Below are 13,962 nucleotides of genomic sequence, written 5' to 3' on the forward strand. Positions count from 1 at the left end.
CTCGATGAATAAGTAGCTTCCCCATCCGACTCCCGGACGGAAACCGCGTGTACCGCCCGACTACGCCCGTCCTGTCCGTGTCAGTGGCCGGTCTGTCGGTACGCCTCGACCGCTTCGCGGTACCCCTCGCGGTAGGTCGGATACGCGAACTCGTAGCCCAGTTCCCGGAGATACTCGTTCGAGCAGCGTTTGCTCGTCAGGATGCGCCGCCGGGCCGCCTCCGAGAGGTCCGGGTCGTCCAGTCGCTCCGCCTTGGTCCGTTTCGGCGGCTCCGACACGCCACACTCGGCCGCGAGCCAGTCGGCGAACTCCCACTTCGGAGCCGGTTCGTCGTCGACGACGAGGACGACCTCGTCGCGTGCCAGGTCCTCCTCGAGGAGGTAGCGTACCGCCCCGGCCGCGTCCTCGCGGTGGACCATGTTCAGGTAGCCCTCGGTGACCGGCCCCTCGAGATACCGTTCCAGTCGGTAGCGGTCCGGGCCGTAGAGACCGGCGAACCGGGCGACGGTCCCGTCGATGCCGTGGTCGGCGGCAACCTCGCGGGCGATGCGTTCGGCCTCGGCCAGTACTTCGGTCTTTTCGGTGGTCGGCTCCAGCGGCGTCGACTCGTCGACCCAGTCGCCGCCGTGGTCGCCGTAGACGCCGGTACTGGAGGTGTAGACCAGTCGCTCCGGCGGCGAGTCGCGCTCGCCGAAGGCTTCGATGGCCGTTCGGAGGCCGTCGACGTAGACCTCGCGGGCGGCGTCGGCACCGCGACCGCCGGAGCTGGCCGCGAACACGAGCGCGTCGGCGTCGGGAACCGTCGTGAGGTCGTCCGGGTCGGTCACGTCCGCCTGGACACCCTCGAAGCCCGCGTCCTCGATGGCCGCGATTCCGTCCGCCGAGCGACGGACGCCGACCACGTCGTGGTCGCCGCGGAGCTGGCGGCCGAGTTCGAGTCCGACGTATCCACAGCCGAGGATGACGACCCGCATGTTACCCCTTCTTTTCCTCGATGTACTGGTGGAGGACGGCGTACTCCGCCAGCGTCATCGTGTGCCGACCTTCCATCTTCTGCTGGATCTCCTTTGCCTCCATCCGGCCGTCGATCCCGGATTCGACGGCGTCGACGTCGAGAACGGCGATACTCATTCCCATCAGGAGCATATCGCGTGCGTCGGCGGCGATGAAGTCGGCGTCGGGTCGGTCCGGGTCGGTCGCCAGGATCGCGGCGGCGTCTTCGAGGGTCACCTCGGGCGAGTCGCCGTCGACCAAGGCCACCAGCGTCTCGCGGTCGACGCCGCTTTCCTCGGCCACGCTGTCGACGCCGATCGATTCGACCGTCTCGGCGAGGACGCGCTCGTAGGCCGCCAGCAGGTCTTCGGGGGTGCGCTGGCCGGGCGTCTCGAACTCGTCTCTGAGCATGCGTCCAGATACGGCGGCCCCGTACAAGACCTTTCGAATCTCAGTCCGGCGGCCACCCCGGCGGCGCCGACCCGTTCGCCCCCGCTGTCCACTCGGCCCACCCCGCGGACCGCTCGTCCATGTCCCCGTTCGTGTCGCCGACGCCCGGTGGCCCCGGCGGAACGGCTACGCCCACGCTCGTCTGTACTGCGAACGCCACGCGCTCGTTTCGGCCGAACAGTTCCCGCTGCCCGTCGCCGTCGAAATCCAACCGGACCGGTTCCCGCTCGCGGACATACGTGAGCGTCCCATCGGTTCCGTCCGGGCCGCCGCGCCGCGCGCTGACAGCGAACCGCGGATACGCGCCGCGCACCTCGACGTGCCAGGCGTTGATGGTCGTGTACCAGGTGCCGATGGGCTGGAGCGGCAACCCGGCCGGGACCCTGTTTGTAGTCCGTCCGCCGAGTCGCCCCGCGATGTCGTCGTTGATCCGCTCTCGCAACTGCCCGTCCAGTCGGTCGAGGACGGTACCCCCTGCACGACGCATCGCACCGTCGACCGCCTCGCCGGTTCTGTGTTTCAGCCACTGGCGGGTCGACCCGGCGAGCGGGTTCACCCTCCCTCGGCTCACCTGATTCCGTTCGAGGGCCACCTGCAACTCGGCTGCCAGTCGCCCGCGGAGGACCGCCGATTCCGTCTCGTTCAGTCCGTAGCGGCTCGCCGCCGCCCGCGTGATCGCCTCGACTGCCGACTCGTTCGAGAGCGCGAGTGCCTCGGCCGCGGGCGTGTCCCACCGCGAGAGCCCGGCGGTTACGGTTCGATTCCGTTCCGCCCAGTCCTCGCCGAGCCCCTCGTCTTCGAGTACGGTGACGAGTCGCCACTCGATTCGGTCGACCTTCCGGCGGACCGTCCGGCGGAGCTCCGCCCGTCGTTCGACGACCGACTCGTTCCCGTCGACCCTCGTCGACGCCTGCAGGACGCTCGCGGCGTGACCCAGACTCGTCGTCTTCGTCGAGCCGAGCAGGGCCCCGAACAGCGCGTCCGCGATGTCGGCGTACGGGAGGGTGAAGGCGTTCACGTTCCGCGCCGCCAGCGGATGCACCGTCGTTCCCTCGGGGATGGCGGGGACCTGCTCGTGCCCTACCTGGCCGACCGTCAGGTACGGCGGTGCGCCGTTGACCGCGGTGATTCGGGTCCCGTCGCCCGTCCGACCGGTCGCTTCGCGCCCACGGGCTCGAGTCCGGTTCCCCATCGCGTTCTCGAGGAGCCGTTTCGAGCCGGCGTTCGCCTCTCCGAGAGCGTCGTCCAGTTCGTCGCTCGCGGCGCGGTGGCGACTGCGTTGCTCGTTCAGTCGTGCGCGGACCCGGTCGAGGTACGCCCCGCGGACGGAGAGGCGCGCTTTCTCCCCGACGCTGCCGTACGTCGACGGTGCCTCGATCAGGTCGTCGTGGCGGTCCCGGAGCGTGATCGCGAGGTCGGCGGCGGGATTCGCCTGCATCGTGGCGAGTCGGTCCCGCTGTACGCGCGTCGAGACGTTCTTGACGCGCGACCTGAACCCCGTCAGGTTCGTCAGCACCGCGGCACGCAGACCGTCCGGCCGTGCGCCCGCGACCGTCGTGTTCCGCTCCGGAATCGCCTCGCCCGGCGGCTCCGAGACGATGGCCTCCGCGACCGTCGCTGGCCCGCCGTTGTCCGCCAGGAGCGCCTCCGTCGCGTTGCGCTCGACGCCGGCGAGGTTCGGGCCGTCGAACGGCCCCTCGCCCCGCTCGTGGACCGTCGCGATCCCGCGGGTGGGTGCCGTCGGCGTCGGCGCGTGTTTCCCCTCGACCCAGAGGTCGACCCGGTAGGTCGGCGTCGCCGTCTCCGTCGTCCGGTTCACGGCGTTGCCGTCCACCCACTCCTGGACCCGCGTCACGTTCGTCTCGACCCGAAACGAGTGGCTGTCGAGCGTGTGCCAGTCCCCGGCTGCGCTGGCGGGGCGTGGCTCCAGCCGCCCGGTCACCTCGACCTCGTTCCACCGCGTGTGTTCCCCGTCCGGCTGCCAGGAGCCGGCCGGTTCCGGCGGCGGTGGGGGCCAGTGGCCGTCGACGATTCGGGTCCGGTTTCGCAGCCGAACGTCCGCGCTGTAGGCGGACCGGAGCACCTGGGAGACGTTGTCACTAGCGACGAAGTCACCGAACGCCCGGTCGGCGACGGGACCGACGGTGACCTCGCGCTGCCCGTTCGGTTCCGGCGCGTTCGTTCGTGTCTCGAACCGCGGGATTGTCGTCGTATCGTTCCGACCTACCGGGCCGCCACGGAGCACGAGGTCGACCCACTGTTTCGGGTACCTGCCCCACGGTGAGAACAGGTCCGAGAGCGCGACGCGGGCGGTCGCCCGGCGGAGCGCGCGCCGCCCCTCGGCGTCGCTCCGCCCGAAGACGTGGCGCTGTTCGGCGAGGATCGCCTGGTTCGTCGTCAACTCCACGTGTCCGCTGTCGACGACGTTGTCGATCAGCCCTCCTCCCCCGTACTGTGCGTACCCGCGAATCCAGGCGATCTGAAGGAGGCGGGCGGTGAGACCCTGTGCCAGTCCCGGTTTCGTCACGTTCCGGTTCAGCCGTCGTTCGAAGGTCCCGACCGAGTCGTGGAGTTCAAGCACCGGCGTCCGGACGACGACCGTCGGGCTCGTGGTCCGCCGAGCGACCGTCCGGCCGCCGCGCCGTGCGACGAGCGAGACGTTCTCGACCGTCGCCTCGACGGCCGTTCCGTTCTCGCCGACCCGTTCGAGTTCTACTCGACCGACTGCCCGTTCGAGCGCGCTCGCGTTCGGCGTCGGCGGGAGTGACGCCGACACCGCCACGTCGCCCTGTCGGACCGCCAGTTCCGAGACGCGCTCCCGCGCGCGGAGATAGACCTGGATCCGAAGCGCATCGCGGAAGGTCACGTTCGAGTCGAGTACGCTGCCGGCGGCCGTATTTGCGGGTACGACGACCGGATTCCGTGCCGCCGCGTCGCCGGCCCGCCGGACAGCGTGCCTGATCGCCGTCCGCGTCTCGCTGCCCGCACGGTCCATTGCCGTCTCGACCCCCGGCGTCGCCGCCGGCCGTTCCGGGAGCGTACTGGCGGCGAACGTCGCGCTCCCGAGCAGGAGGGCCACGCCGACGATGGCGAAGGGGACCCGGGCGCGGTCGTCGGTCATCACGGCGACCACGTCCTGACCGTGATCCGTACGTCTCCGACCCGGACCGCCCGGGCGGCAGCCCGCGGCGTCTCGAAACGGTCTCGCATGTCGGCGGCGAGCCGTTCGGTCAGCGCCGCGCGTAACTGCGCGTTCGCACCGGTGACGTTCCGTTCGTTGTCGGCGACGCTGACGTTCGAGGAGAGGTCGGCCCCGACCAGACTCCCGAACCGTCGGTAGCGGTAGTCGACGAGGCGGTTCACGGGATAGTCCGCGAGCAGCGCGTGCCTGGTCGCGTTCGGCGGGAAGAACCCCCGAACGACACCGTCGGCGACCGCCGCTGCGACCGCGTCGTAGCTCCCGCTCTCGGCGGCCGCCAGTGCATTCGCCCGCGTCGCCGGCATACCGCTGTCGACGGTGAGCCTCGCCGCGTGGATGTCCGCCGTCGGCGGGGGCGTCGGGCCGGCGGTCGCGGCCCCGCGGAGCGGTGCCTCGGGGTACGGCTCCCAGACTGCCCGGACTGCGACCCGCTGGTGTCGGTTCCGCGTCGCGTTGCGTGTTTCGGCGACCGCTCTCGCCGCGAGGTCGTCGTACGTGTGACCCACCTGCTGGCCGTCGACGGCGACGCTGCCGACCGTCGCAGTCGCGAGGTGTTCCGCGAGCGTTCCGTGCGCAGTCCGCTCGAACGCCGGCCCCGTGGTCCAGGGAAAGACGACCCGGGCCTCGTTGGCCCGTCGCGCTCCGGGCGCAAGCGTGTACTCAACGTCGGCGGTCGTCGCCACGAGCGTGTCCGCGACCGCGTCCGCCCGATCCTCGTCGGGGGCGGGCGCCGCCGGGAGCGTCAGCGTCACGATGGCGCCGCCGACGAACAGGGCGAACAGCGTGGCGTCGAGGACGCTGCTCACGCCGCGGTCGGTCACGTCCATACGCGCACCACCAGTCGGCCGGGACGGACGCTCCCCGCCTCCGTTTCCACGCTCACCCGTTCGCTCGCGTTCGTCGCCGCCGCCGTCGCCGTCGGCCCGACGTGCCACCGCCGTTCCGCCGTTTCGAGCGTCGCGTTCAGCGTGTAGCCCGCGGGCCCGCGCTCACGGACCGTACCGAGCCGGTCGGGTTCGACGACGCCACCGCGCTCGACGGACCGTTCGACCGAATCGAGCGCCGTGTTCGCGACCGCCCGGTCGCCGTCACCGTCGAAGGCAACATCGCCGAGGACGCCGGCGTAGACGGCGAGGCCTGCCCCGACGAGGAAGACGGCGGCGATGGCGGCGAGGGGTTCGATCTGCCCCCTACGCCCCGACCAGCGTGACATCGACACCCCCCCAGGTGACGCGGCGAACTCGGAGTCGCTTCCCGGCGTCGCGCCAGCCGCCGGTTCGGTTGCGCGCCGTCGCCGCCGCCTCACGGAACGCCGTCGGGTCGTCGAACACGGCTGCCGGTGGGCTCCCATCGAGGACACGCCGGAGCCGGGACCGCTCGCCGACCGGTGTCACCGGGCCGGATGCGAACGCCGCCCCGGCGGTGCCGCCGTCGTTCCGAAGCGTGATCCGTGACGGGCCGAGGTCGACCGCTGTCGCGTCGAGCGGCGCCTCCCCCGTCGCGTCGTAAGGGCTGGTGGCGACGTGGTCGACCGTCGCAGCCGCCCGGGTCGCATCGGGCGGCGCGGTCGTCGGGAGCGCGAGCGCGACCCCGAGCGCGAGCGTGCTCGCGGCCGCCACGCCGAGATACAGGTACCAGGTGTCCGCCGGTGCGTCGAACATGGGTCGGCCTGGTCCCGTAACCGGACTTAAACTTTCAGACGAAGAGGCCGACGGCGTGGAAGGTCGCGACGTACGTCGTCGTTGCGGCCAGGAGCGTCCAGCCGACGCGGTAGCCGACCAGCGCCCGGTCGAGGCCGCGCGCGAGCCCCGTCGAGAGCGTCGATAGCAGGACCGCGAGGACGAGGACGTACGCGCCGACCGCGAGGCCGAGTTCGCCGGTGCCGGGACCGCCTGACGCCGCCAGTTCGCCCGCGAACTCCATCCCGTCGGCCAGCGCGACCGTCGCGCCGGCGACCATCGGCGCGAAGACGCTGGCCGTGTTCGCGAGCGTGCTCGTGACCATCCGTATCTCGTGGCGTGCCTCGCGCTCGACCTCGCCGAGGCCGTCGAGATGGTCCGCCATCGCGACGATGGCGCCGCCGGCGGGTCGCCCCTCGCGTGCGGCCAGGGCGAGCAACGTGGCGGTACTTCGGGCGCGCGTACTCGGAACGGCGGCGAGCGCCCCGTGCTCGCCGAGGAACGCCTCGTAGACGCCGACTTTCAGCTGTCGTTGCTGATGTGCGGCGTCGGCCAGCACCTCGGCGGTCGCGTCGGTGACCTCGTCGGCGGCGGACTCGATGGCAACCTCGACGGCACGTCCCTCCGAGACGCGGCGGCCGACGTGATAGAGCGCGTCGGCCAGCCCCCTCTCGACGGCGCGGACACGGTCACGGACCGTCTTGATCGGCCGATAGCGGCCGAGGAAGGCCGTCCCGGCGAAGCCGCCGACCGCGACGAGCGGCCCGGTCCAGGGTGCGACGAACCGCGACGCGAGGACGGCCCCGGTGACCGCCACGAGTAGGCCGCCGACGTAGGGCGCCCACCACCGGTCCGGCACGGCCGGGTGGTCGCGCCGCACCGTCGGTGGCGGGAACGTGACGGGGCGACGGACCAGCAACCAGACGCTCGCGGCGAGAATCACGCCCGGCAGTAGCAGGTCGTACAACAGGACGACGACGGGAAGCGGCACGGCGACGCCCGCTGCACGCGCCGCGGGCAGGAGCGCGACCAGGGCCAGCGGCAGGAGGACGCCGAAGGCGTACAGCGCTGTCGAGGGCCCCTGCAGCGAGTTGGCGAACTCGGCCATCCGGTCGCGTGCCCCGTCGAGGACGGCGTCGAGCCCCCGGTCGAGCGTCCGCTCGCGCTCCCCGGCCGGTGCGGTCCCGGCGGCCTCGACGAGCAACAGCGACCGACGGACCGCGGGGAACCACTCCCGCCACTCCTCGGTGAACGACGAGAGCCCGGAGCGAGGTGTCCCGGCCGCGCGGCGGACGTGGTCGCGGAGGCTGTCGGCCAGCGGCCCGTCGCCGGTGTCGGCCGCGAACGTCGCCGCCGTCTCGACCGCCGGCGTGATTCGCATCCGGAGGACCGCCCGACTGACCAGCGCGGGGGCCGCCCCGAGCGCGCGCGTGCGCCGCGCCGTCGCGAGCACTCGCGGCCCCGTGTGGATAGCGTGCGTGACCGACGCAATCCCGACGAGGCCGACGACGCCGAGTACCGCCCCCATCCCGGGTGGTGCCAGCGTGACCGCAACCACGACGACGGGGAGGCAGGCCAGCGCCGCACCGTAGCCGGCCCGCACGACCGTCTGCGGTTCGAGGTCGGCCCCGAGGAAACCAAGTGCCCGGTCGAGGTCGTCGCTCGTGTCCACAGCCCAGGGGTAGAGCCGTGCGAGACCGCAGAGCGTGCGCTCGATCATGCCCGCTCCCGCCGGCGGGCGTGTGCCTCGCAGTGGGACCCTGCGTCGGTCCGGCCCCCAGCCACCAGGTCCGCGAGCCACTCGGTCCGGTCCGCGAGCTCTCGCCTGAGGTCCGCATATTCCTCTTCGGACCGCCGCATCTCATCGACCAGCCTGCTGTTCCCGCGGTCGATCCGCCCCGTCGCGACGAGGTCGCCGTCCGTCAAGCCGTACAGCGGCTCGAAGCGGACGCCGTCCTCGCCGACGACGACTTCCTGAATCGATTTCACGCGGCGCCCGCTCTCGCCGTGGTAGGGTTCACACGTGACGAGCAGGTCGGTCGCGCCGAACGAGGACTCCGGGACGCCGAGATCCGCGACCACGCGCTCGCGAACGGCCGCGCCGCCGTCGCCGTGGATCGTCCCCAGAACGGCGCTCCCGCTCGCGCCGACCCGCATCGCCTCGTAGAGGACGGCGGCCTCCTCGCCGCGGACCTCGCCGACGACGAGCGCCCCCTCGCCAAGTCGGAGCGCGGTTCGGAGTGCCGACGCCGGATCGATCCCGGCGCCGGCGGGGTCGTCGGCCGTGCGGAGCGCCTGCACGTCCCGGTCGGCGGCCTGGAGGCGCCCGACGGGTAGTTCGGGCGTGTCCTCGATGACGACCGTCCGGGTCGCGGCCGGCAGTTCCCACAGTAGCGCGCCGAGAAGCGTCGTTTTGCCCGCGCCACGGGTCCCGGCGACGAGCGTTGCCGCGGCGCGCTCGACCGACAACGAGAGCAGTGCGGCGGCGTCGGCCGGCAGGGTCCCGTTCGCGACGAGCGCGGGCAGCGTCCAGGCCTCCCGCTCGTGGGCACGGAAGGCGAAGGCGACCCCGTCGCTGACGGGCTCCGTGACGCCCGCGACCCTGATTCTGCGGTCGCCGACGGTCGCCGCGGCGTCGAGCGTCGGGCTCGCCCGCGAGAAGGCCCGGCCGCTCTCCCGGCGGAACCGAGAGGCCAGCGCCTCGACGCCGCGCTCGGTCAGCCTGACGTTGGTCAGCATGGTCTCGCCGTCGACCCTGACCCGGAGCGTGTTGTCGGTCGTCGGTGCCGTCGCGAAGGCATCGGAGACGCGCTCGTCGGCGAACAGGTCCGTCAGGACGCCGTGCCCGTGCGTGTGCTTCCGCAACACGGCGGCGAGCTTCGCCACGTCCGTCCCGTCGTCCGCGACCCGACGTACTGCCCGGCCCGGGGCGCGGTCCCCGCCCGAGACCGCGCCGCTCGCGAGCCGGTCGTAGGCCGCCATCAGCGTCGCCGTCGCCGCCGGGTCGAGGTCGTGTTCGACCGGCTCGACGTGGTAGGTCGCCCGCTCGGTCGCTGGCTGCGTGTACCGACGGACCACCGCACCGGTGTCGAGGTCGCGGCGCTCCTCGAATCGTGCGTCCGCCGGGGGGCGGACGGCCACCCGCGACCGGCTGATCGTCGGCCCGACGTACGGCCTGAGCCCGTCTTCGTACCCCGCGGCACGCTCGGCCAGCGCCGCGAGCCCCGTCTCGGCTGCGATCCGCGCGACCGGTCCGGCCCTGCCGGTCGCCTCCCGGGCGGCGCCGAGCGGGTCCGTCCGCGCCCGGGCAGCCAGCCGGTCGTCGTGAAACCCTGCCGCATCGGCGAACCGTCCCGCCGCCACGAGCAACGCCGCCGCGTCGTCCTCGTACACCCGTTCCGTTCCCGAGGCCCGCGTCGATATCGCGTCCACGCCTCGCGATTCGAGCCGTTCGATCACCGTCGCGCGACAGTCCGGTGCGGTCGACAGCCGACCGTCGCCCGGACAGTCGGTCGCGTCGACGGTCAGTCGGTCCCCGTCGACGGCGGTCACGCACCGACACCCGTCGTCGGCGTCGTCAGTCACGCGGTCCAGTAACCCTCGCATGGGCGCGGCTGGTCCCGGCTTCCGGTTTGAATGTTACCCCGCGCACGGTGGCGCGGGGAATCCTGCTCTTACGAGGGCAGGCTTCCTGTTTCGATGACGCGACTTGCAGACACAGACTCAAACTGAGCCGTGTCCGTAGCGGTCACAGTCTCCACAGGCGTTGATTCGGGCCATCCCAGCCCTAATTCAGAGAACCCACGTTTCAGGACGTTCATCGCCGCATTCGCATCCCTATCCGTTTCAAACCCACACGCCGGGCAGGCGTGTTCCCTGACCCAAACGGGTTTCGCTGTCTCCACACCACACGACGCGCACTCTTTCGTCGTCCCTCGTGCTTCGACCTGCACGACGTGCGTTCCGTGCAGGTCGGCTTTGTATTCGAGCAGAGTGATGAACTGTCGCCACGCCCCATCCTGCTTGTTCCGAGCGTTTCCGTCACTCTGAAGCATACTCTGGACGTTCAGGTCTTCCACGAACACGGCATCGTACTCGCGGACGAGCCACGTCGTTATCTTGTGCTGGTAGTCCAGCACTTTCCGCTTGATGTGGCGTTTGACCTTGGCGACCTTCTGGCGTTGCTTCTCGTAGTTGTTCGACCCCTTCTGTTTCCGCGACAACTTCCGCTGTTCTCGTCGGAGTCGGTCGTACTCGTCTTCGAGGCCAAGCCAGTCCACAGTCTTGCCGTCGCTGGTGTGGATGTAGTTGAGAATACCGAGGTCAATACCGACGCTGTTGCTCGTGTCAAGCGTGTCCACGTTAGGTTTCTCGGGAAAGTCGGCATCGTTGGTTTCCAGACCGAAGGAGACGAACCATTCGCCGGTCGTCTCTTTCTTGACCGTGACTTCTTTGATGGTGGCGTTGTCGGGAATCGGACGCGAATACCGGATTTTCACCCACCCAATCTTGCTGAAGCGGACGTAGGCGTACTTGTCGTGGCCCATCTTTTCATCGAGGTCGAAACCAGACTGGCTGTACGTCACGCTTCGGTATCCGGTGGGTGTTTGTCGTTTGAGCCGACCAACAGTGTACCCTTTCTCTTTCTTCTTGCGAAGGTTTGAGAGGTTACGGTGGAAGCGTGCCACGGTGGCTTGTGCGGCTTTCGAGTGCAATTCACCGAACACCGGCCACTTGCGTTTCCACTCGGGGAGTTTGTTGTTCTGGCCGTACTCGGACGGTTTGTCGTCCTCCGGGGCTTGTTCGTAGTGCCAGCGGACGTGGTTGTACAGTTGGCGATGAACGTCGAGATGGTGTTCCAGTCGCTCCGCTACCTCTCCTGTCGGGTAAGCGCGGTAGCGGTGACTGTATTCCATCGCTGTCTCCTGATTAGAAATGTGTTCACTTAATGGTTTGTATCACGAGTTGTCAGCTTCATCCCCGACCACGGTGGGTCGGGGTATTCGCCTCGCTGACCAGTATAAACCTCAGCCGACGCGGCTGACGAGGATTCTCCGCTCGCCGTCGCGCCACGCCAATTCGACCGCGATGCGGTGGGTGCCCGGCTCCCGCAGGACGAGCGGTCGATCACCTGCCGTCCCCGCCGCCTCGACGCGCACGCCCGTGATTTGGTTCGTGCGCTCGTCCGCGCCGTCGATCCGCCAGGCGAAGGTCGTCCCGTTCCGGTCGCCGCGCGCGTCCACCGGGCGGCCGCCGAGCGCGACGTACGAGACGCCGGCGTGGATCCAGTCGCGGTGGGGGATGTGAACGGTGACGACGCGGCGTGCTCCCGGCTCGACGGTTGCCTGGTCGCGCGCGCGGAGGTCAGCGACTGCGGATTCGAGCCGGTCGAGTTCGCCCGCGACCTGGGTCTCCGTCCGCTGGTGCTTGGCCGTCTCGACGGCGGGGAGCGTCGTCGCGAGCAGCGCCGCGGCGAGGACGACCGCCACGACCGCCCGCAGCATTACAGCGACTCGCGGAGGCTGGCGAACAGCCCACTGTCGTCGTCCGTCTCGCTTTCCGGCGTCGGTCCGCCGTCCCGGCTGCGTCGGCCACCGCTGGCGGTTTCTGCCCGTTCACCGCACTCGCTCCGTCCGCCGCCGGCCGTCGGTCGGTCCCGTCGGTGGTGCTCGCCGCCGGCCACCGCTCGCGTCCCTCGATTCGGGTCGTGGGCCTCGGTTTCCGCGCCCGCCTGGGAACCGTCGCGCCGGGACCGTCCGCCGTGGGGGTTCCGTGGCTCGCTCGCCCCATCGTTGCGGGCCGCTCCACAGCGTTCACAGCGGTCGGGCTGTGAGGTGACGGTGTCGGGGGTCCTGTCACCGTCCACGTCCGCCAGCGACCCGTCACGGGTGTGAGGGTCGGCGGGGTGGCTGGCCTCGGCCGAGTCGTGGACGGCCGACTCCTTCGTCGTCCCCTGCGGGCGTTCGTCGCCGTTCCCACCCGTCTCGCCGTCGAGTTCCGCTTCGAGGGATTCGACCTTCGCCAGCGCGGCGTCGGCGCGGCGCTCGATGTCGCGGTCGACGCTCCGGACGTTTCCGACGTAACCACGGAGCGCCTGCGTCGCCGCGTCGAGGTCCGCCACCTGCGCTTCGAGGTCGTCCAGTCGCTCCCGGAGGTCCGCGAGCGCCGTGCGGTCCGCGTCCCCGAACGCCGCGGGCTCCCCGTCGCCGTCGGTGAGCGCGCGCTCGACGGCCGTGAGCCGCTCGTCGAGTTCGTCGAGTTCGAGCCGGTCGTCGTGCTGGCCGTTCGTCATAGCGGCGATGGTCCCGGTCTCCCATTTCAACTTTCGGCCGAAAGCACCCAACGTTGAATAGTCGGTATCACAACAGTCGAGGTATGAAGGTCGTCCTGATTGGTGTCGGTCAAGCCGGCGGGAAGATCACGCAGGCCTTGGCCGAGTTCGACTACGAACGCGGGTTCGGCGCCGTCCAGGGCGCGTTCGCCGTCAACACCGCCCGTGCCGACCTCCAGAACCTGGAGATCGACACGATGCTCATCGGCCAGGACCGCGTGAAAGGCCACGGCGTCGGCGGCGACAACGAACTCGGCGCGGAGATCATGAAAGACGAGGCGACGGAGGTGATGGACGAACTCGACGGCCGCGTCACCAGCGAGGCCGACGCCGTGTTCGTCATCGCCGGCCTCGGTGGCGGCACCGGCTCCGGCGGCGCACCGATGCTCACCCGCAAACTTCAGCGCATCTACGAGATGCCCATCTACGGCATCGGGGTCCTCCCCGGCCGCAACGAGGGCGGCATCTACCAGGCCAACGCCGGCCGCTCGCTCAAGACGTTCGTCCGTGAGTCCGACTCCGTCCTCATGATCGACAACGACGCCTGGCACTCCTCCGGCGAGAGCGTCGAAGAGGGCTTCGACACGATCAACTCACGGATCGCCGAGCGCGTCGGCCTGCTGCTCGCCGCCGGCGAGGTCATCGAGGGCGTCGGCGAGTCCGTCGTCGACTCCTCGGAGATCATCAACACGCTCAAATCCGGCGGCATCGCCTCGCTCGGCTACGCCTCCGCCGAGGCCGACGAGGACGCCGGCGAGAACATCAACGTCATCACCTCCACCGTCCGCAACGCCTTGCTTACCGGCACCTCCCTCCCCAACGCCGTCAAGGCCGACGCTGCCCTCCTCATCGTCGCCGGCCATCCCGACCGTATCGCCCGCAAAGGCGTCGAACGCGCCCGGAAGTGGCTCGAAGAGGAGACGGGCTCGCTGGAGGTCCGCGGCGGCGACTTCCCGCTCGGCTCCGAGCGGATCGCCACGCTCGTCCTGCTGGGCGGTGCCGAGCGCTCACAGCGCCTCGACGACTTCCTCGAACGCGCCCGCGAAGCACAGGAGAGCCGAGAGGAGGGGACCCGGGACGCCGCACAGACCTTCGAGAACGACGAACTCGACGATCTCTTCTAACCCACCTTTTTGCGGCTCGGGTGCGCGAAGCGCACCGCTCGCCGCAAAAACGTGGTTCCCGCGAGTGACCGCAGGGAACGAGCGGGTGCTCGGAAGACGAACGCAGTGAGTCTTCCGGTGGCGAAAAAGGCCGGACGCTCACTCCGTTCGCGTCCGGTACAATACACTCCAGCACCGCCACCGCAC

12 protein-coding genes are annotated in these 13,962 nt (G+C 70.3%); 1 reads left to right on the plus strand and 11 read right to left on the minus strand.

The genetic code is table 11. The features are described 5' to 3' along the window. Positions 1-80: 80 nt before the first annotated feature. The 11 genes from MUG96_RS05330 to MUG96_RS05380 form a co-directional block, all read right to left on the minus strand. Complete coding sequence (locus MUG96_RS05330) at positions 81-974, minus strand: SDR family oxidoreductase (protein ID WP_246987181.1); 894 nt, start codon at positions 972-974, stop codon at positions 81-83. A 1-nt stretch (position 975) separates the two neighbouring features. Beyond that, the gene (locus tag MUG96_RS05335; protein WP_246987183.1) at positions 976-1,404 is read right to left on the minus strand and encodes a DUF5791 family protein; all 429 of its coding nucleotides are present in this window, start codon (positions 1,402-1,404) and stop codon (positions 976-978) included. A 40-nt stretch (positions 1,405-1,444) separates the two neighbouring features. After that, complete coding sequence (locus MUG96_RS05340) at positions 1,445-4,564, minus strand: DUF7286 family protein (protein WP_246987185.1); 3,120 nt, start codon at positions 4,562-4,564, stop codon at positions 1,445-1,447. Next, positions 4,564-5,469: a DUF7284 family protein gene (locus MUG96_RS05345; protein ID WP_246987187.1), complete on the minus strand. Its 906-nt coding sequence runs from the start codon at positions 5,467-5,469 to the stop codon at positions 4,564-4,566. The genes MUG96_RS05340 and MUG96_RS05345 overlap by 1 nt, the downstream gene beginning before the upstream one ends. Beyond that, a complete protein-coding gene (locus MUG96_RS05350) occupies positions 5,460-5,855 on the minus strand; it encodes a DUF7285 family protein (protein ID WP_246987189.1) in 396 nt (131 codons plus the stop codon). Before MUG96_RS05350 ends, MUG96_RS05345 begins: the two co-directional genes overlap by 10 nt. After that, entirely contained in the window at positions 5,833-6,303 is a 471-nt protein-coding gene (locus MUG96_RS05355; RefSeq protein WP_246987191.1) for a DUF7283 family protein, read from the minus strand. Before MUG96_RS05355 ends, MUG96_RS05350 begins: the two co-directional genes overlap by 23 nt. A 34-nt stretch (positions 6,304-6,337) precedes the next feature. After that, entirely contained in the window at positions 6,338-8,041 is a 1,704-nt protein-coding gene (locus MUG96_RS05360) for a type II secretion system protein (protein WP_246987193.1), read from the minus strand. Continuing rightward, entirely contained in the window at positions 8,038-9,927 is a 1,890-nt protein-coding gene (locus MUG96_RS05365; protein WP_246987195.1) for an ATPase, T2SS/T4P/T4SS family, read from the minus strand. The genes MUG96_RS05360 and MUG96_RS05365 overlap by 4 nt, the downstream gene beginning before the upstream one ends. A 68-nt stretch (positions 9,928-9,995) precedes the next feature. Beyond that, positions 9,996-11,237, minus strand: coding sequence for an RNA-guided endonuclease InsQ/TnpB family protein (locus MUG96_RS05370; protein WP_246987197.1), 1,242 nt, complete (start codon positions 11,235-11,237; stop codon positions 9,996-9,998). 111 nt (positions 11,238-11,348) lie between these two features. Beyond that, complete coding sequence (locus tag MUG96_RS05375) at positions 11,349-11,825, minus strand: DUF7311 family protein (protein WP_246987199.1); 477 nt, start codon at positions 11,823-11,825, stop codon at positions 11,349-11,351. Next, the gene (locus MUG96_RS05380; RefSeq protein ID WP_246987201.1) at positions 11,825-12,613 is read right to left on the minus strand and encodes a DUF7310 family coiled-coil domain-containing protein; all 789 of its coding nucleotides are present in this window, start codon (positions 12,611-12,613) and stop codon (positions 11,825-11,827) included. The genes MUG96_RS05375 and MUG96_RS05380 overlap by 1 nt, the downstream gene beginning before the upstream one ends. 83 nt (positions 12,614-12,696) lie before the next feature. Between MUG96_RS05380 and MUG96_RS05385 the strand changes: the two genes are divergently transcribed. Continuing rightward, the gene (locus MUG96_RS05385; RefSeq protein WP_246987203.1) at positions 12,697-13,776 is read left to right on the plus strand and encodes a tubulin/FtsZ family protein; all 1,080 of its coding nucleotides are present in this window, start codon (positions 12,697-12,699) and stop codon (positions 13,774-13,776) included. Positions 13,777-13,962 lie beyond the last annotated feature (186 nt).

The sequence above is a fragment of the Halorientalis marina genome (assembly GCF_023028345.1).
In the GTDB taxonomy this organism is placed as follows: domain Archaea; phylum Halobacteriota; class Halobacteria; order Halobacteriales; family Haloarculaceae; genus Halorientalis; species Halorientalis marina.

Bases quoted from the DNA above. Each gene is read 5' to 3' on its own strand.
- MUG96_RS05330 (WP_246987181.1), bottom strand. From the start codon at position 974: ATGCGGGTCGTCATCCTCGGCTGTGGATACGTCGGACTCGAACTCGGC.
- MUG96_RS05335 (WP_246987183.1), bottom strand. From the start codon at position 1,404: ATGCTCAGAGACGAGTTCGAGACGCCCGGCCAGCGCACCCCCGAAGAC.
- MUG96_RS05340 (WP_246987185.1), bottom strand. From the start codon at position 4,564: ATGACCGACGACCGCGCCCGGGTCCCCTTCGCCATCGTCGGCGTGGCC.
- MUG96_RS05345 (WP_246987187.1), bottom strand. From the start codon at position 5,469: ATGGACGTGACCGACCGCGGCGTGAGCAGCGTCCTCGACGCCACGCTG.
- MUG96_RS05350 (WP_246987189.1), bottom strand. From the start codon at position 5,855: ATGTCACGCTGGTCGGGGCGTAGGGGGCAGATCGAACCCCTCGCCGCC.
- MUG96_RS05355 (WP_246987191.1), bottom strand. From the start codon at position 6,303: ATGTTCGACGCACCGGCGGACACCTGGTACCTGTATCTCGGCGTGGCG.
- MUG96_RS05360 (WP_246987193.1), bottom strand. From the start codon at position 8,041: ATGATCGAGCGCACGCTCTGCGGTCTCGCACGGCTCTACCCCTGGGCT.
- MUG96_RS05365 (WP_246987195.1), bottom strand. From the start codon at position 9,927: ATGCGAGGGTTACTGGACCGCGTGACTGACGACGCCGACGACGGGTGT.
- MUG96_RS05370 (WP_246987197.1), bottom strand. From the start codon at position 11,237: ATGGAATACAGTCACCGCTACCGCGCTTACCCGACAGGAGAGGTAGCG.
- MUG96_RS05375 (WP_246987199.1), bottom strand. From the start codon at position 11,825: ATGCTGCGGGCGGTCGTGGCGGTCGTCCTCGCCGCGGCGCTGCTCGCG.
- MUG96_RS05380 (WP_246987201.1), bottom strand. From the start codon at position 12,613: ATGACGAACGGCCAGCACGACGACCGGCTCGAACTCGACGAACTCGAC.
- MUG96_RS05385 (WP_246987203.1), top strand. From the start codon at position 12,697: ATGAAGGTCGTCCTGATTGGTGTCGGTCAAGCCGGCGGGAAGATCACG.